Origin of the sequence: Bailinhaonella thermotolerans, assembly GCF_003594875.1 — a bacterium.
Lineage (GTDB): Bacteria > Actinomycetota > Actinomycetes > Streptosporangiales > Streptosporangiaceae > Bailinhaonella > Bailinhaonella thermotolerans.
On sequence record NZ_QZEY01000003.1, the window covers coordinates 351,464 to 367,955 of the forward strand.

The 16,492-nt window shown below is 72.3% G+C and carries 15 protein-coding genes and 1 tRNA gene; 14 read left to right on the forward strand and 2 right to left on the reverse strand.

From position 1 onward, the window contains the following. Positions 1-43: 43 nt before the first annotated feature. Positions 44-790, reverse strand: a complete 747-nt coding sequence (locus D5H75_RS10820; RefSeq protein WP_242454131.1) for a class I SAM-dependent methyltransferase — start codon at positions 788-790, stop codon at positions 44-46. A 180-nt stretch (positions 791-970) separates the two neighbouring features. Here D5H75_RS10820 and mfd point away from each other — a divergent pair, with 180 nt between their 5' ends. From mfd to D5H75_RS10890, 14 genes are all read left to right on the forward strand, one after another. Further along, positions 971-4,492, forward strand: coding sequence for a transcription-repair coupling factor (gene mfd, locus D5H75_RS10825; RefSeq protein WP_119926255.1), 3,522 nt, complete (start codon positions 971-973; stop codon positions 4,490-4,492). 22 nt (positions 4,493-4,514) lie between these two features. Next, on the forward strand, positions 4,515-5,177 hold the full coding sequence (locus D5H75_RS10830; RefSeq protein ID WP_202638037.1) for a SurA N-terminal domain-containing protein: 663 nt from the start codon (positions 4,515-4,517) through the stop codon (positions 5,175-5,177). Between the two features lies 1 nt (position 5,178). After that, a complete protein-coding gene (locus D5H75_RS10835; protein WP_119926257.1) occupies positions 5,179-6,141 on the forward strand; it encodes a nucleoside triphosphate pyrophosphohydrolase in 963 nt (320 codons plus the stop codon). A 264-nt stretch (positions 6,142-6,405) separates the two neighbouring features. Further along, positions 6,406-7,683 (forward strand): phosphopyruvate hydratase, encoded by a 1,278-nt coding sequence (eno, locus tag D5H75_RS10840; RefSeq protein WP_119926258.1) that lies wholly within the window; start codon positions 6,406-6,408, stop codon positions 7,681-7,683. An 11-nt stretch (positions 7,684-7,694) separates the two neighbouring features. Further along, positions 7,695-8,132, forward strand: a complete 438-nt coding sequence (locus D5H75_RS10845) for an FtsB family cell division protein (protein WP_119926259.1) — start codon at positions 7,695-7,697, stop codon at positions 8,130-8,132. Positions 8,133-8,236: 104 nt separating this feature from the next. Next, positions 8,237-8,869 carry a DUF501 domain-containing protein gene (locus D5H75_RS10850; protein ID WP_119926576.1) on the forward strand — a complete coding sequence of 211 codons (633 nt, stop codon included), beginning with the start codon at positions 8,237-8,239 and terminating at the stop codon, positions 8,867-8,869. Further along, the gene (locus tag D5H75_RS10855) at positions 8,866-9,780 is read left to right on the forward strand and encodes a Ppx/GppA phosphatase family protein (protein ID WP_119926260.1); all 915 of its coding nucleotides are present in this window, start codon (positions 8,866-8,868) and stop codon (positions 9,778-9,780) included. Before D5H75_RS10850 ends, D5H75_RS10855 begins: the two co-directional genes overlap by 4 nt. An 80-nt stretch (positions 9,781-9,860) precedes the next feature. Beyond that, positions 9,861-10,235, forward strand: coding sequence for a PadR family transcriptional regulator (locus D5H75_RS10860; protein ID WP_119926577.1), 375 nt, complete (start codon positions 9,861-9,863; stop codon positions 10,233-10,235). After that, complete coding sequence (locus D5H75_RS10865) at positions 10,232-11,356, forward strand: HAAS signaling domain-containing protein (protein ID WP_119926261.1); 1,125 nt, start codon at positions 10,232-10,234, stop codon at positions 11,354-11,356. The genes D5H75_RS10860 and D5H75_RS10865 overlap by 4 nt, the downstream gene beginning before the upstream one ends. A gap of 166 nt (positions 11,357-11,522) precedes the next feature. Then, entirely contained in the window at positions 11,523-12,335 is an 813-nt protein-coding gene (locus D5H75_RS10870; protein WP_119926262.1) for a uracil-DNA glycosylase, read from the forward strand. A gap of 167 nt (positions 12,336-12,502) precedes the next feature. After that, the gene (locus tag D5H75_RS10875) at positions 12,503-13,825 is read left to right on the forward strand and encodes an NAD(P)/FAD-dependent oxidoreductase (protein WP_119926263.1); all 1,323 of its coding nucleotides are present in this window, start codon (positions 12,503-12,505) and stop codon (positions 13,823-13,825) included. A gap of 239 nt (positions 13,826-14,064) precedes the next feature. Beyond that, a tRNA-Leu gene (locus D5H75_RS10880) sits at positions 14,065-14,137 on the forward strand. A gap of 81 nt (positions 14,138-14,218) precedes the next feature. Beyond that, positions 14,219-15,016 carry a Bax inhibitor-1/YccA family protein gene (locus D5H75_RS10885; protein ID WP_119926264.1) on the forward strand — a complete coding sequence of 266 codons (798 nt, stop codon included), beginning with the start codon at positions 14,219-14,221 and terminating at the stop codon, positions 15,014-15,016. Between the two features lie 239 nt (positions 15,017-15,255). Beyond that, positions 15,256-15,657, forward strand: a complete 402-nt coding sequence (locus tag D5H75_RS10890; protein WP_119926265.1) for a PPOX class F420-dependent oxidoreductase — start codon at positions 15,256-15,258, stop codon at positions 15,655-15,657. Between the two features lie 384 nt (positions 15,658-16,041). On the opposite strand, the gene D5H75_RS10895 is transcribed toward D5H75_RS10890, so the two are convergent. Further along, complete coding sequence (locus D5H75_RS10895; protein ID WP_119926266.1) at positions 16,042-16,275, reverse strand: DUF4287 domain-containing protein; 234 nt, start codon at positions 16,273-16,275, stop codon at positions 16,042-16,044. Between the last annotated feature and the right edge of the window lie 217 nt (positions 16,276-16,492).

Here is a 16,492-nt window from a genome sequence, read left to right on the forward strand (position 1 = left end):
CCGGCCCCCACCCCCTCCTCCCGGCACCCTCACCCCCGGTGGCTCAGAGGAGGCGGGCGAAGTGGTTCTGGGGTTTGCGGATCACCAGGGTGACCTCGTCGTGGGTGGCGGTGAGGCGGCCGGCGGAGAGGATGGCCACCAGGCGGCACGCGGCGGAGGCCAGCGGGGCGAAGCGGCCCCGTAGGGCGTTGCCCGAGGTGGCGAGGTGTTCCTCGGCGATGACCAGGCCCCGCATGAGGCAGTAGGCGTGGATGCCCTCGCGGGAGGAGACGGGCTCGTAGACGGCGGGCAGCGGCCCGACCTCGTCCGGGGGCGCCAGGCGTGACCAGAACAGCGCCCGCAGCGGGCGCGGGACGGCCCGGGCCCAGAAACCGTAGGCCGTGCCGCCGTCGCGCAGGCGGAGCAGGATCAGCCCGCCGGGGCGCAGCGCGGCCACGAGGCGGTCGAGGACGAGCTCGGCGTGCCGGATGCGCTCCAGCAGGAACTCGCAGCGCACCACGTCCACGGACCGCTGCGGCAGCGGCACCGACCGCAGGTCCCCGAGCTTCCACTCGTCGAGGTCGCCGCGCATCTGCGCGCGGGCGCGCAGGGCCGGGCGGTCCTCGTCGACGCCGGTGATCCGGGTCTCGCCCGCGTTGAGACCGGTGCGCAGCGGTGAGTCCGGGAGCGGGCGGCCGCACCCGGCGATGAGGATGTCGAGCCTGCGCCCCAGGGCCTCGTTCCACAGTTCGCGAGTGCGCGCGGCGAACACGTCGGTACAGGTGGTCGGGGGCTGTCGTACCTCGGTCACATTACGAAGAGTAATCAAATGCCATCGCGCGGTCATGCATTTGAAAGCGCATGTCCGGGTCCCCGCGCCGGGTCGGCCCGTATAGCCTGGATGTGGTACCCCCGGGTCTGGACGATCCGGGGTTTTTCGGGGTGCCGGCGCCTCGCGCCGGTTACGCACAGCTTACGGGCGATATCACTTATGAGTCTCACCGGCCTGCTCGACCTTCTCCTCTCCGGCCCCACCGCCGATCCGGCGCTCGTCGCCGCGCTCGAGCCGGTGCGTGAGCGCCTGCCCGACGCCGACGCGGACCTCGTCGCCCCGCAGGCGCTCAGGCCGTTCGCCGCCGCCGTGCTCGCCGACGGTGAGCGCGGCGCGGGCCGCCCGGTGCTCGCGATCACCGCGACCGGGCGCGAGGCCGAGGACCTGGCGTCCGCGCTGACCTCGCTGCTCCCGCCGGAGTCGGTGGCCCTGTTCCCGGCCTGGGAGACGCTGCCGCACGAGCGCCTGTCCCCGCGCTCGGACACGGTCGGCCAGCGCCTCGCCGTGCTCCGGCGGCTGGCCCACCCGCAGCCGGACGACCCCGCGGCGGGCCCGGTGAGCGTCGTGGTGGCGCCCGTGCGCGCCGTGCTCCAGCCGATCGTGTCCGGCCTGGGCGACCTGACGCCCGTACGGCTGCGCGCCCAGGACGACGCCGACCTCGACGACGTGGTGCGGCGGCTGGTCGAGGCCGGGTACCACCGCGTGGACATGGTGGAGAAGCGCGGCGAGGTCGCGGTGCGCGGCGGCCTGCTGGACGTGTTCCCGCCGACCGAGGAGCACCCGCTGCGCGTGGAGTTCTGGGGCGACACGGTCGAGGAGATCCGCTGGTTCAAGGTGGCCGACCAGCGCTCGCTGGAGGTCGCCGAGCAGGGCCTGTTCGCGCCGCCGTGCCGGGAGCTGCTGCTGACGCCGGAGGTGCGCGAGCGCGCCAGGGAGCTGGCGGCCGAGCACCCGGCCCTGGCCGAGGTGCTGGACCAGATGGCCGACGGCTCGGCGGTGGAGGGCATGGAGGCGTTCGCGCCCGTGCTGGCCGACCGCATGGAGCTGCTGCTGGACAACCTGCCCGCGGGCGCCTGCGTGCTGCTGTGCGACCCCGAGCGCGTGCGGGGGCGGTCCGAGGAACTGGTGCGCACGAGCCAGGAGTTCCTGGAGGCGTCCTGGGTCAACGCCGCCGCCGGCGGGGAGGCCCCGATCGACCTGGGCGGGGCGGCGTTCCGCGACCTCGCCGAGATCCGGGAGTACGCCTCCGGGCTGGGCATGCCGTGGTGGACGATCAGCCCGCTGGACTCCGGCGAGGAGGCCGCCCGGCTGGACGTGAGCGCCGCCGAGAACTACCGGGGCGACACCGCCCGCGCGCTGGGCGACGTCAAGGGCTGGATCGGCGAGAACCGCCGCGTCGTGCTGGTCACCGCGGGCCCGGGCCCGGCCGAGCGGCTGGTCGAGGTGCTCAAGGGCGAGGACGTCGCGGCGCGGCTGCGGGTCCCGCTGGACGAGACCCCCGAGCCCGGGGTCGTGTACGTCTCGACCGGGCGGATCGAGCACGGGTTCACCGCGCCCGGCCTGGCGGTGCTGACCGAATCGGACCTGGTGGGGCAGAAGTCCTCCACCAAGGACATGCGGCGGCTGCCCTCGCGGCGGCGCAACATGGTGGACCCGCTCCAGCTCCGCGCCGGCGACTACGTCGTGCACGAGCAGCACGGCGTGGGCCGCTACATCGAGATGGTGCAGCGCACGGTCCAGGGCGCGACCCGCGAGTACCTCGTCATCGAGTACGCCAAGGGCGACCGCCTCTTCGTGCCGACCGACCAGCTCGACGAGGTCACGAGGTACGTCGGCGGCGAGGCCCCGACGCTGAACCGCATGGGCGGGGCCGACTGGGCCAAGGCCAAGTCCCGCGCCCGCAAGGCCGTACGCCAGATCGCGGGGGAGCTGATCCGGCTCTACAGCGCGCGCATGGCCTCGCCGGGGTTCGCGTTCTCGCCGGACACCCCGTGGCAGCGGGAGCTGGAGGACGCCTTCCCGTACGCCGAGACCGGCGACCAGCTCGCCGCGATCGACGAGGTCAAGTCCGACATGGAGAAGCCCGTCCCGATGGACCGGCTGATCTGCGGCGACGTCGGCTACGGCAAGACCGAGATCGCGGTGCGGGCGGCGTTCAAGGCGGTGCAGGACGGCAAGCAGGTCGCGGTGCTGGTGCCGACGACGTTGCTCGTGCAGCAGCACCTCTCGACGTTCAGCGAGCGGTTCTCCTCCTTCCCGATCGTGATCAGGCCGATGTCGCGGTTCCAGACCGACGCCGAGGTGAAGGCGACGATGGAGGGCCTGCGCGACGGCTCGATCGACGTGGTGATCGGCACCCACCGGCTGCTGTCGGGCGAGGTCAGGTTCAAGGACCTGGGCCTGATCATCGTGGACGAGGAGCAGCGGTTCGGCGTCGAGCACAAGGAGGCGATGAAGCACCTGCGCACGCAGGTGGACGTGCTCGCCATGTCCGCGACGCCGATCCCGCGCACGCTGGAGATGGGCCTGACCGGCATCCGCGAGATGTCCACGATCCTCACCCCGCCGGAGGAGCGGCACCCGATCCTGACCTTCGTCGGGCCGTACGACGAACGTCAGATCGCGGCGGCGATCCGGCGCGAGCTGATGCGCGACGGGCAGGTGTTCTTCGTCCACAACCGGGTGAAGTCCATCGACAAGGTGGCCGCGCGGCTGAAGGAGCTGGTCCCCGAGGCGCGGGTCGCGGTGGCGCACGGCCAGATGAACGAGCACCAGCTCGAACAGATCATGGTGGACTTCTGGGAGAACAAGCACGACGTGCTCGTCTCCACCACCATCGTGGAGTCCGGCCTCGACGTGCCCAACGCGAACACGCTGATCGTGGACCGGGCCGACAACTACGGCCTGTCCCAGCTCCACCAGCTCCGCGGCCGGGTCGGGCGGGGGCGCGAGCGCGGTTACGCGTACTTCCTCTACCCGCCGGAGAAGCCGCTGACGGAGACCGCGCACGAGCGCCTGGCCACGATCGCCCAGCACACGGAGATGGGCGCGGGCATGTTCGTGGCGATGAAGGACCTGGAGATCCGCGGCGCGGGCAACATCCTGGGCGCCGAGCAGTCCGGACACATCGCGGGCGTCGGGTTCGACCTGTACGTCCGGATGGTCGGGGAGGCCGTGCGCGAGCTCAAGGGCCAGGGCCCGGCCGAGCAGCCCGAGGTCCGCGTCGAGCTGCCGATCAACGCGCACATCCCGCACGACTACGCGCCCGGCGAGCGGCTGCGCCTGGAGGCGTACAAACGCATCGCCGCGATCACCTCGGACGAGGAGGTGCTGGCCGTGCGCGACGAGCTCAAGGACCGGTACGGCCCGCCGCCGGAGGCCGTGGACAACCTGCTGGAGGTGGCGCGGTTCCGGGCGCGGGCGCGCCAGGCGGGGCTGACGGACGTGGTGCTGCAGGGCCAGCACATCCGGTTCGGCCCGGTCGACCTGCGCGAGTCGCAGCAGGTCAGGCTCCAGCGGCTCTACCCGAAGTCGATCCTGAAGGCCGCGACGAATACGCTGCTCGTGCCCGTGCCCAAGACCAAACCGCTGGGCGGGCAACCGCTGCGTGATCTCGCTCTGCTCAAATGGTGCACCGACCTGGTGGACGCGCTGTTCCTGGAACCCGCCAGAATGAAGTGACCCGGTCGTGGAAGGAAGATCTGTGAAGTCACATCGTGTGGCCCGCGCGCGCCTCATCGCGCTGGCCGTGACCGCCGCCGGCGCCGTGCTGACCGCCTGCGCGCCGGTGCAGGCCGGAGCGGCGGCGATCGTGGGCGATCACCGCATCACCTCGGCCGAGCTGGACAAGGCGGTGCGCGGGTTCGAGACCGCGGTGACGAAGGCCAAGATCCCGCCGCAGGGCCTCCAGATCGCCGACCCCAACTCCTATCCGCGCTCGGTGCTGCTCAACATGGTGCAGGTGGACCTCTTCGAGCAGATCGCCCGCCGTCACAAGGTGTCGGTGACCGAGGGCGAGGTGGACGCCTACGTCCAGTCGCAGGGCGGCCCGGCCGCGATCGAGCAGAAGGCGCTGGCGTTCGGCGTGCCGCCGTCCCAGACCCGCTCCTTCCTGCGCGGCATGCTGCTGAACCAGAAGCTCAACCAGGCCTTCGGCGGCGGCGCCGACGAGGCCGCGGCCCAGCGCGCCGCCGCACGCCTCGGGGAGGAGGCGGGCAAGATCGACCTCAAGATCAACCCGCGTTACGGCCACTTCGACCCGCAGCAGGGCTTCGTCGCCGTGCAGCGCTTCACCAAGCCGACCGACGCGCAGCAGGCGCAGGGTCAGGGCGCGCCCGGCCAGGAGATGCCGCCTCCGGGCCAGTGACATGCCGCTGACGATCGTCTCCACCTCGCACCGCGTCGCGCCCGGCCTGCTCACCCGGCAGGCCTGGCGCGCGCTGGAGTCCGCGCGCGTCCTGACGGCGACGCCGGACCATCCGCAACTGCCGTACCTCGCGGAGGCGGGCGTCGAGGTCCAGGTCGTGGACCCGGACCCGCACCTGCTGGTCAACGAGGCGCGCGCGGGCGCGGTGACCTGGCTGGCCTCGCCCGAGGGCGACGAGGACCTCATGCGCCGGATCGGCGAGGTGGTGGTCAACAGCGCCGACCCGCCGGACGTCGAGCTCCTCAACGGCTCCTACGACGTCCCGGGCGCGCGCCTGCTCGACCTGGTCGAGGTCATGGACCGGCTGCGCCGCGACTGCCCCTGGGACGCCAAGCAGACCCACGAGTCGCTGGCCCGCCACCTCCTCGAAGAGCCCTACGAGGCCCTGGAGGCGCTGGAGACCGGCGACTACGCGGCCCTCCGCGAGGAACTGGGCGACGTCCTGCTCCAGGTCTTCTTCCACGCCCGCATCGCCGCCGAGCGCGAGGACGAGACCGCCTTCGACATCGACGACGTCGCCGCCGGCATCGTCGACAAGCTCATCCGCCGCCACCCCCACGTCTTCTCCGACGTGGAGGTGGCGAGCCCGGAGGAGGTCAAGGCCAACTGGGACGCCATCAAGGCCGCCGAGCGCGCCGCCAAGCACGGCGAGACCGGCAGCACCCTCGACGGCGTCCCCATGTCCCAGCCGGCCCTCGCCCTGGCCTACCAGATGCAGAAGCGGGCCGAGCGGGCCGACGTCCCCGACGAGCTCTACCGCGCGGTCGGCAACGGCATCGGCAAGGAGCTCTTCGACCTCGTACGGCGGGCCGCCCAGGCGGGCCTCGACCCCGAGACCGAACTCCGCGCCGCCGCGAGGACCTTCCGGGACCGGGTCCGCCGCTGGGAGTCCACCCGGTCCTGACCCGCCACCCCGCCGCGAACGCGGCGGCCGCGCTCCCGTGTCCCCCCGCCGTGCCGTTCCCTGGACCGGCGGGATCGGTGGACCGGTGGGATCGGTGGACCGCTGGGATCGGTGGACCGGCGGGATCGGCGGGCTGCGGACCCGGCGGGGGCTCCGCGCTCGCCCGTGGTCTCGGCCCAGGGGTGTGGCGGTCGCCGTGCCCGCGGGCCGGGGCCGATAGGCTCTGGGGGCAAACCGTCTGACAATCTGGCATAGGAGCGCTTCGTGGCTTCCATTGAGGCCGTCAACGCCCGGGAGATCCTGGACTCGCGGGGGAACCCCACGGTCGAGGTCGAGGTCCTGCTCGACGACTACAGCACCGGCCGCGCGGCCGTACCCAGTGGCGCCTCGACGGGGCAGTTCGAGGCCGTGGAGCTGCGGGACGGTGACGAGCGGTACGGCGGCAAGGGCGTGACCAGGGCCGTGCTCGCGGTGACCGACGAGATCTCCAACGAGATCATCGGGTTCGACGCCGAGGAACAGCGTGTGATCGACCAGGTCATGATCGACCTGGACGGCACGCCGAACAAGTCCAAGCTGGGCGCCAACGCCATCCTCGGCGTGTCGCTGGCCGTGGCCAAGGCCGCCGCCGAGGCCGCCGACCTGCCGCTGTTCCGCTACGTCGGCGGGCCGAACGCGCACCTGCTGCCGGTGCCGATGATGAACATCCTGAACGGCGGCGCGCACGCCGACACCAACGTGGACGTGCAGGAGTTCATGATCGCGCCGATCGGGGCCGACACGTTCTCCGAAGCCGTGCGCATGGGCGCCGAGACCTACCACGCGCTCAAGGCCGTGCTCAAGGAGAAGGGGTACGCCACGGGCCTCGGCGACGAGGGCGGCTTCGCCCCGAACCTGCCGAGCAACCGCGACGCCCTCGACCTGATCCTGGTGGCGATCGAGAAGGCCGGCTTCCAGGCCGGGTCCGACATCGCCGTCGCCCTCGACGTCGCCGCGTCCGAGTTCTACAAGGACGGGTCGTACGTCCTTGAGGGCAAGGGCCGCAGCGCCGAGGACATGGTCGCCTACTACACCGAGCTGGTGGACGCCTACCCGCTGGTCTCGATCGAGGACCCGCTGAACGAGGAGGACTGGGACGGCTGGAAGGCCGTCACCGACGCCCTCGGCTCGCGCGTCCAGCTCGTCGGCGACGACCTGTTCGTCACCAACCCCGAGCGGCTGCGCCGGGGCATCGAGGCCGGCACCGCGAACGCGCTGCTGGTCAAGGTGAACCAGATCGGCACGCTCACCGAGACCCTGGACGCCGTGGACCTGGCCCACCGCAGCGGCTACCGCTGCATGATGAGCCACCGCTCCGGCGAGACCGAGGACACCACGATCGCCGACCTGGCCGTCGCCACCAACTGCGGCCAGATCAAGACCGGCGCCCCGGCCCGCAGCGACCGCGTGGCCAAGTACAACCAGCTCCTGCGCATCGAGGAGCTGCTGGACGACGCGGCGCGTTACGCCGGCCGGTCGGCGTTCCCGCGCTTCTCGGCCTGACGGGGCCGCGCATGGCCGGGAGAAGGTTCCGCCCGCAGTTCACGGGCCGAGCGGCGATCCTCGCCGTCGTCGTGTGCGCGATCGCGATGAGCCTGGCCTACCCGGTGCGGGAGTACGTCTCCCAGCGCAACCAGATCGCCCAGCTCGAGGAGCAGGCCCGGCAGGCCAGCCGCGAGGTCGACGAGCTGCAGAAGCGCAGAAGGCAGCTTGAGGACCCCGACTACATCGCGCGCGAGGCCCGCCGGCGCCTGCACTTCTGCGGGCAGGGCGAGAAGTGCTACGTCGTGCTCGACGAGCCGCGCAAGGGCACCAGAGGCGCGAGCGACAAGAACCGCCCGGCTCCGCCCGCCACCGGCGAGCAGCCCTGGTACCAGGTGCTCTGGGAGTCGGTGGAGGCGGCGGACCGCGGGGTGGGCCGCCGCGCGACCGGGGGGAACACACCAGGATGAGTGAGAGACCGCAGGACATCCCCGCCGAGGAGTACGGCACGGCGGGCGAGGGCATGGACCCGTACGCCGCGGACGTCCGGCCGTACGGCACGGCCGGGGAGGGCATGGGCGGCACGGAACCCGGCCTGGAGCCGGGGCTGACCGCCGCCGAGGGCGCCCACCCCGGCGGCCCGGGCGAGCGGCACGGCGAGACGCTGACGCCGCCCGAGCCGTACGGCGACGCGGTGCCCCCGCGCCGGCCGTACACCGTGGACCGGGGCGACCTGGAGGCCGTGGAGCGGCAGCTCGGCCGCACCCCGCGCGGGGTGCGGGCCGTGGCCGCCCGGTGCCCCTGCTCGCTCCCGGACGTCGTGGAGACGGCCCCGCGGCTGCCGGACGGGTCGCCGTTCCCGACGCTGTACTACCTGACGTGCCCGCGCGTGAACTCGCTGATCGGCACGCTGGAGTCCACCGGCGTCATGAAGGAGATGGCCGCGCGGCTGGCCGAGGACCCCGAGCTCGCCGCCGCCTACCAGGCCGCGCACGACGACTACATCGCCCGGCGCGACCGGGCGGCGGCCGAGGACGGGCTGGAGCCGCTGCCGCGCGACATGCAGAGCGCGGGGGGCATGCCCACGCGGGTGAAGTGCCTGCACGCGCTCGTCGCCCAGGAGCTCGCCGTCCCGGGCTCGAACCCCCTGGGCCGCCAGGCCCTCGACATGCTGCCCGACTGGTGGGCGGAAGGACCCTGCGCATGACCCGCGTCGCGGCCATCGACTGCGGCACCAACTCGGTGCGCCTGCTCATCGCCGACCTCGACGGGACCACGCTCACCGACGTCGAGCGCCGCATGGAGATCGTGCGTCTCGGCCAGGGCGTGGACCGGACCGGCCGGCTCGCCCCCGAGGCGCTGGAGCGCACGTTCACCGCGATGCGCGGGTACGCCAAGCTCATCGGGACCCACGGGGCCGAGCGCGTCCGCGTGGTCGCCACCAGCGCCACCCGCGACGCCGAGAACCGAAGTGAGTTCGTGGACGGCGTCGTGTCCGTCTTCGGCGTGCCCCCCGAGGTCGTCACCGGCGACGAGGAGGCGCGCCTCTCGTTCACCGGCGCGACCCGCGAGCTGTCCGGCCGCGCCACGCCGTACCTCGTGGTGGACATCGGCGGGGGCTCGACGGAGTTCGTCGTGGGGGACCGGGACGTCGAGGGCGCCCTGTCGGTGGACATCGGCTGCGTCCGCCTCACCGAGCGCCACCTCGCGCCCGCCGACGTCCCCTCGCCCGAGAGCGTCGCCGCCACGGTGGCCGACATCGACGCCGCCCTCGCCCGCGTCGCCGATGCGGTGCCGGTGCGCGACGCGAGGACGCTCGTCGGCCTGGCCGGCTCGGTCACCACGGTCGCGGGCATCGCCCTGGACCTGCCGGGGTACCTGCCCGACAAAATCCACCACTCGGTGATCGGCGCGGACCGGGTCCACGAGGTCTCCCGGCGCCTGCTCACCCAGACCCACGACGAGCGCGCCGCGATCCCGGTCATGCACCCCGGGCGCGTGGACGTGATCGCCGCGGGCGCCCTCATCCTCGACCGGATCATGGCCGAGTACGGCTTCGCCGAGGTCGTCGTCAGCGAGCACGACATCCTCGACGGCATCGCCTGGTCCCTCCTGTAACCGGCGGCGAGAGATCCCACGACCACATGATCGTGGATCTCTGTTGCGGCTACTGCGCATTGCACAGTACTGTGCATGCCGTGGATACCAGCCAGCTTCTCAAGGGCGTGCTCGACCTGGCCGTCCTGGCCGTGCTGGCGGAGCGGGACAGTTACGGCTACGACGTCGTACGGCGACTGCGCGAGGCGGGCCTGGCCGAGATCGGGGACGCGTCGGTGTACGGCACGCTCCGGCGGCTGTTCAGGGCCGGGGCGCTGAACTCGTACGTGGTGCCCTCCGAGGAGGGGCCGCACCGCAAGTACTACGGCCTCAACGACAACGGCCGCCGCACCCTGGCGACCTCCGCCGCGACCTGGGATTCCTTCGCCGCGACGATGGACGACCTGCTGAAGAACGCCGACGTGGAGAGCTCCGGCGTGAAGAGCCTTGACGGGCCCGAGGAGGCGCGACGATGAGCAACACGCAGCCTGACGAGGTCGCGCGGTACGCCGGGGCGGTCCGCGCCGCGCTGGCCGACCTGCCCGAGTCCGACCGCGAGGAGCTGCTCGAAGACCTCGACAGCCACCTCGCCGAGGTCGCCGCAGACTCGCCGGAGCCGCTGACCGCCCGCCTCGGCTCGCCCGAGGCGTACGCCGCCGATCTGCGGGCCGCCTACGGGGGCCGTCCCGCGACGCCGCGGCGCGGCCGGCTCCGGCGCCTTCCCCACGACGTCACCGCCCGCTTCCGCGAGACCGCCGCCGCGGCCCACACGCGGCTGTCGGAGCTCCCGGCCTACCGCCACCTGCTGGAGTTCCTGCCGCAGCTCCGCCCGGCCTGGTGGGTCCTGCGCGGATACGCCGCCGCGGTGGTGATCCTGTCGATCCAGGCCGGGGAGACGCTGACGCCCACGAACATCCTGGAGTGGCTGTTCGCGTTCGCCCTGGTCTGGGCCTCGGTCTGGTACGGCATGCGCGGCGCGGGCCTCGGGCACTGGCGGTGGGCCGGGCGCGCGGTGAACGTGGTGGCGCTGCTCGGGGTGGCCATGGGCGTGCTCATCGCCGCCGACGTGCACGCCGAGAACAAGCGCGAGCCGTACACCGGGCAGGCGGCTCCGGCAGGGGGGCAGCCGCCCATCCAGCACATGTCCTCGCTGGACTCGGGCCAGGTCGGCAACATCTTCCCGCGCGACGCCGAGGGCCGGCCGCTGGAGGGCGTGCTCCTCTACGACCAGCACGGCCGCCCGATCGAGGTGGAGCCGGAGCCCGACTACGTCCTGGAGTGGTACTGCGGCACGCCTCAGCCGCTCAAGCACCGCTACCCGCTCAAGCTCCGGGACGCGGTGAACGAGGGCGGGCTGATCCAGGAGGAGAGCGGCTGCATCATCCCCCCGCCGGCCCCCGTGCCGCCGGCCCCGACCCCGCCCGCAAACGGGGTCGCGACCCCCACCCCGGCCGGGAGCCCGCCGGCCACGCCCACCCCGGGCGCCACTCCGACCGGCGGGGCGAGCGCCACCCCTTCCCCCACGCCCACGTCCAAGTCCACGCCGACCCCCACGCCCAAGTCCACGCCGACCCCCACGCCCACCCGCGGCTCCTGACCGCCTCACCCGCCCGCGGCTCCTGACCGCCGCGGCCGTCGGCTCCGGCCGCCTCGCCCGTCCTCGCGCCGATCACGCGAAGTCCGTCGCACCCGGAATCGCCTGGTCGGCGCGGGGTCGTGCGGGCGCCGGGGTTGGACGGGGCGGGGGGTGGCAGGATCTGCGGGTGAGTTTCGTACTTCCGGGGACGGGCTGGCCGGGGGATCCCGCGTCTCCCGAGACCCCCGTCGCGCATGACGTGGTCCAGGTCGCGGAGCTGGCGGGCGGCAGCCGTACCGTCGCGGAGCTGGAGGCCAGGGAGTCGGTGTGCCGGGCCTGCCCACGGCTCGTGGAGTGGCGCGAGCTGGTCGCCGACGAGAAACGGCGGGCGTTCGCGGACGAGACCTACTGGGGACGGCCCGTCCCGGGGTGGGGCGACGCGGAGCCGCGCGTGCTGATCGTGGGGCTGGCGCCCGCCGCGCACGGGGGCAACCGCACCGGCCGGATCTTCACGGGGGACCGCAGCGGCGACTGGCTGTTCGCCTCGCTCCACCGGACCGGGCTGGCCGCGATCCCCACGAGCACGCGGGCCGACGACGGGCAGCGGCTGATCGGGGCGCGGATGCTCGCCTCCGTGCGCTGCGCCCCGCCCGCCAACAAGCCGACGCCGCAGGAGCGGGACACCTGCCTGCCCTGGCTGGCGCGCGAGGTCGAGCTGTGCGCGCCGTCGGTGCGGGCGATCGTGGTCCTCGGCGGTTTCGGCTGGCAGGCGCTCTGGCCCGGCCTCAAGGCGGCCGGATACGCCCTGCCGCCGCGCCGCCCGGCCTTCGGGCACGGCGTCGAGGTCGAGATCGAGTACGGCGGGCGCCCGGTGCGGCTGCTGGGCTGCTACCACCCGAGCCAGCAGAACACGTTCACCGGACGTGTGACGGAGACCATGCTCGACGAGGTGTTCGCCCGTGCCGTGGCAGTAGCGAAAGATCCTCGCGAGTTCTCCTGAGAACTTTGCGAAGATGGTGACGATCCGGAAACTTTTTGCCCTTTTTCCTCCGCTGGGAATACAGAGCACCCCGTCGGTGCTCTTATCCTTGTGAATAGTTTCACAAGCCTCCCGGCGAAGAGCACGGGGGGTGGGCGGCAAGGGGCCGCCGTGGAGGGGAGTCAGAGATGAAGGGCAAGAACCACCCGAAGCGCATCCTGATCGTCGGTGGTGGTTACGTCGGCCTCTACACCGCGCTCGGGCTTCAGCGGAAGCTGCGCTGGGAGCTGCGGAAGAAGAAGGTCGAGATCACCATCATCGACCCCCAGTCGTACATGACCTACCAGCCGTTCCTCCCCGAGGCCGCGGCCGGCAACATCTCCCCGCGCCACGTCGTGGTGCCCCTGCGGCGCGCCCTGCCCAAGGTCGACGTGCTCAACGGGCGCGTCACCAAGGTCGAGCACGCGCGGCGGCGCGTCACCTTCGCCCCGCTCGCCGGCGGCTCCCGCGAGGTGGAGTACGACATCCTGGTCATGGCCGCCGGGTCCATCTCCCGGCTGCTCCCCATCCCCGGCCTGGCCGAGCACGGCATCGGCTTCAAGACCGTCGGCGAGGCCATCGCGCTGCGCAACCACGTGCTGGCCCAGTTCGATCTGGCCGAGTCCACCACCGACCCCGAGGAGCGCGCCAAGGCGCTGACCTTCGTGGTCGTCGGCGGCGGCTTCTCCGGCGCCGAGGCCCTCGGCGAGATGGAGAACATGGCCAAGTACGCCACGAAGTTCTACAAGACCATCTCCCGCGAGGACATGCGCTGGGTGATGGTCGAGGCCAGCGACCGCATCCTGCCCGAGGTCGGCCCCAAGATGGGCAAGTACGCCCTCAAGGAGCTGCGCGACCGCGGCATCGAGGTCAAGCTGAACACCTTCCTGCAGTCCGCCGAGAACAAGCACATGGTGCTCAGCGACGGCGACGAGTTCGACGCCGACACCCTCGTCTGGACCGCGGGCGTCAAGGCGAGCCCGGTCGTGAACGCCAGCGACCTGCCCGCCGACGAGCGCGGCCGGATCAAGGCCACCCCCGAGCTGATGGTCGAGGGCGTGCGCGACGCCTTCACCGCGGGCGACGTCGCCGCCGTGCCCGACCTGACCAACCCCGGCGCGTTCACGGCCCCCAACGCCCAGCACGCCGTACGGCAGGCCAAGCTCCTCGCGGAGAACATCGTCCGCTACATGAACGACATGCCGATGAAGGAGTACAAGCACAAGTACGTCGGCTCCGTCGCCAGCCTCGGCCTGCACGAGGGCGCCGCGCACGTCTTCGGGATCAAGGTCCGCGGATTCGCCGCCTGGGCCCTGCACCGCGCCTACCACGTGGCCATGGTCCCGACGTTCAACCGCAAGATCCGCGTCCTCATGGACTGGACGATGGCCGGGGTGCTCCGCCGCGAGATCGTCGCCCTGGACGAGATGCACAAGCCGCGCGAGGAATTCGAGCTCGCCGCGCGCACCTGATTTCCCGCCCGGCCCGGCCGCGCCCCCGGCTCGCCCCGGGGCCGGCCGGGCCGAGCCGTACCCGCCTTCCGTGTCCTTGATCAGGGACGATGTGCGGCCGGGCGGGGTCCGGCCGGGCCACGCGTCGCCGTACCCCCCGGATCCGAACAGACGGGGGCGGGCCGGGCGTACGCCTCCGGAGGAACTATCTTCGGCAGGGAGAGAAGCGCCGGGAGTGACGTTTTACGTATGATTGCGGCGCCCCCGTAGCCCAATGGCAGAGGCAAGCTCCTTAAAAGAGCTGACGTGTCGGTTCGAATCCGACCGGGGGCACTTGGAACCGCTGTCGGACGTTCCGCCATCGGGGACGCAATCGCATAAGCTGATCGCACAGATCGCAGCATGGAGGCAGCGATGGAGAGCAGGAACCCGGTCTTCAACCGGCGTGGTGCTTTCGCTCGGAACCAGGGCGGATGGCAGCAGTCGCCGCCCCCGAGCGCTCAGCAACTCAACGAGATGTACAACCAGCCGGCCTACGCGCCCCCGGCCGTCGGCCGGCCCGTGACGCTGGACGACGTCGTCGTCCGCAGCGCCATGACCCTGGTGACCCTGGTCGCGACCGCGGCCGCCGCCTGGTACTTCAACCTGAGCATGGGCGTCGCCGTCGGCGCGCTCCTGGTCGGGCTCGTCCTGTGGGCGATCGTCACCTTCGGGAACAAGGCGAACCCCTTCCTGGTGCTCGGGTTCGCCGCCGCCTACGGCGTGATGGTCGGCGTCGTCAGCCACCGCTATGACGACCTCTTCCACGGGATCGTCTTCCAGGCGGTGGTCGGCACGGCCCTGGCGTTCGCCGGCACCCTGGTCGTGTACGCCCTGCGGATCGTCCGGGTCACGCCGAAGTTCACCCGCTTCGTGATCGCGGCGGGCTTCGCCCTGATGGGCCTGATGCTGGTCAACCTGCTGGCCTCGTTCTTCATCGAGGACGGCATCGGCATCCGCTCCGGCGGGCCGCTGGCCTACGTGTTCAGCGTCGTGGCGATCCTCGTCGGCTGCTTCTTCCTCCTGCTCGACTTCGCGTCGATCGAGGAAGGAGTCCGCGAGGGCGCGCCGCAGAAGTTCGCCTGGATGGCCGCGTTCGGCCTGACGCTCAGCCTCGTCTGGATCTACCTGGAGATCCTGCGCCTGCTGAGCTACTTCAGCAGCAGCGACTGACCCGTCTCGCACCGCGACGCCCGGCTCCCGCCCTGGGGGCCGGGCGTTTCGTCATCCGGAGACCCGTGCGCCGTGTGCACGGCCCCGCTCGCCGTACGGCGTAGCGCGACAGCCCGGTGGGGGCGCGCGGCGCGGCGGGGGGCGGGTGCGGCGAGGTGGCGTCCCGGACGGCCGGGCGCGGCGGCCCGGGCGCGGTGGTGTGGGGGCGCGCACGGCGGGGGCGCGGTGAGAATGGCGGTATGGATCTCGACAGGGCGCGGGCGTTCCTGCGCGACAATCATCGGGCCGTCCTGCTGACCAGGCACGCCGACGGCCGGCCGCAGATGTCCCCGGTCCTCGTGGGCGTGGACGAGGCGGGACGGGCGGTCATCAGCACGCGGGAGACGGCGGTCAAGACCCGCAACGCGCGGCGGGACGCGAGCGTGGCGTTGTGCGTGTTCACCGACGCCTTCTTCGGCGACTGGATCCAGGTCGAGGGCACCGCCGAGGTGGTCTCGCTGCCGGACGCGATGCCTCTCCTGGTCGACTACTACCGGGGGATCTCCGGCGAGCACCCCGACTGGGACGACTACCGCGCCGCCATGGAGCGCGAGTCCCGCGTGGTCATCCGCGTCACCCTCACCCACGCCGCCCCCGCGTAAGCCGTACCGCCACCCACCCTCACCTCCTGGCTCCCACCTCGCCATGATCATGCGGTTTTGAGCACACCGTGTGATTGAAACCGCATGGTCACCGCGAAGGAAAGCGCCGCGTGGGGGATGCGCCGCGTGGGGGATGCGCCACGAAGGGAAGCGCAGCGAGGGGGATGCGCCGCGAGGGGAGGGCGCTGCTCAGGGAGGGGCGCGAAGGGGGCGACGTGGGAGGAATCGCCGTGGGGGCGGGCGTCGCGGGGAAGCGCCGGGGTGAGGGGCGCGTGAGGGGCGTGCGGTGCTCGGGAGGGCGCGTGAGGGGGCGCCCGTCGGGCACGGGGCGCGGCGGGCGCCTGTGAAGCGTTTCCGGGGCCGGGGGAGCCGGGGGGCCGGAGGTCAGAGGGAGAAGAGGCGGGAACGGCGCCGCCGCTCGTGCTCGTGCACGATCGCGGAGGCGTAGCCGTGGGAGAGGCCGTGCTCGTCGGCGAGCCAGTTCGTCCTCTCTTCGCACCGTAGGAACGCCGGGCCGTTGTCGAGGGCCTGGAACCACTCCGGGAGTTCGCGTCCGGTGATGGTCGGAACGCGGGCGATGAGCTTGCTGTGCGTCTCCGGCGAGTGGTTCAGGGACATGGGCACCTCCGCGGGATGAGCTCGTCTTGGGCTTGAGCCTGCATCACCAGCAGGGGGAACACAAGACCTCAGAGGCAAGCCTTGTGTAACGGGGCGTGGGGCCCGCGTCGCGGAGCGTCGCTTGCCGCAGATAACGCCCATATAACAAGTCCCGCCGAAGTTGTAACGCCCCGGCGGGACTTTTCCGTTCGGTGAACACGACCCGCCCGCATGGTGG

What these genes read in the sequence shown, in the direction of transcription:
- D5H75_RS10865 (WP_119926261.1), top strand. Translation starts at nt 10,232, where the DNA reads ATGAGCAACACGCAGCCTGACGAGGTCGCGCGGTACGCCGGGGCGGTC.
- D5H75_RS10875 (WP_119926263.1), top strand. Translation starts at nt 12,503, where the DNA reads ATGAAGGGCAAGAACCACCCGAAGCGCATCCTGATCGTCGGTGGTGGT.
- D5H75_RS10895 (WP_119926266.1), bottom strand. Translation starts at nt 16,275, where the DNA reads ATGTCCCTGAACCACTCGCCGGAGACGCACAGCAAGCTCATCGCCCGC.
- D5H75_RS10845 (WP_119926259.1), top strand. Translation starts at nt 7,695, where the DNA reads ATGGCCGGGAGAAGGTTCCGCCCGCAGTTCACGGGCCGAGCGGCGATC.
- D5H75_RS10850 (WP_119926576.1), top strand. Translation starts at nt 8,237, where the DNA reads ATGGGCGGCACGGAACCCGGCCTGGAGCCGGGGCTGACCGCCGCCGAG.
- mfd (WP_119926255.1), top strand. Translation starts at nt 971, where the DNA reads ATGAGTCTCACCGGCCTGCTCGACCTTCTCCTCTCCGGCCCCACCGCC.
- D5H75_RS10890 (WP_119926265.1), top strand. Translation starts at nt 15,256, where the DNA reads ATGGATCTCGACAGGGCGCGGGCGTTCCTGCGCGACAATCATCGGGCC.
- D5H75_RS10885 (WP_119926264.1), top strand. Translation starts at nt 14,219, where the DNA reads ATGGAGAGCAGGAACCCGGTCTTCAACCGGCGTGGTGCTTTCGCTCGG.
- D5H75_RS10835 (WP_119926257.1), top strand. Translation starts at nt 5,179, where the DNA reads ATGCCGCTGACGATCGTCTCCACCTCGCACCGCGTCGCGCCCGGCCTG.
- D5H75_RS10855 (WP_119926260.1), top strand. Translation starts at nt 8,866, where the DNA reads ATGACCCGCGTCGCGGCCATCGACTGCGGCACCAACTCGGTGCGCCTG.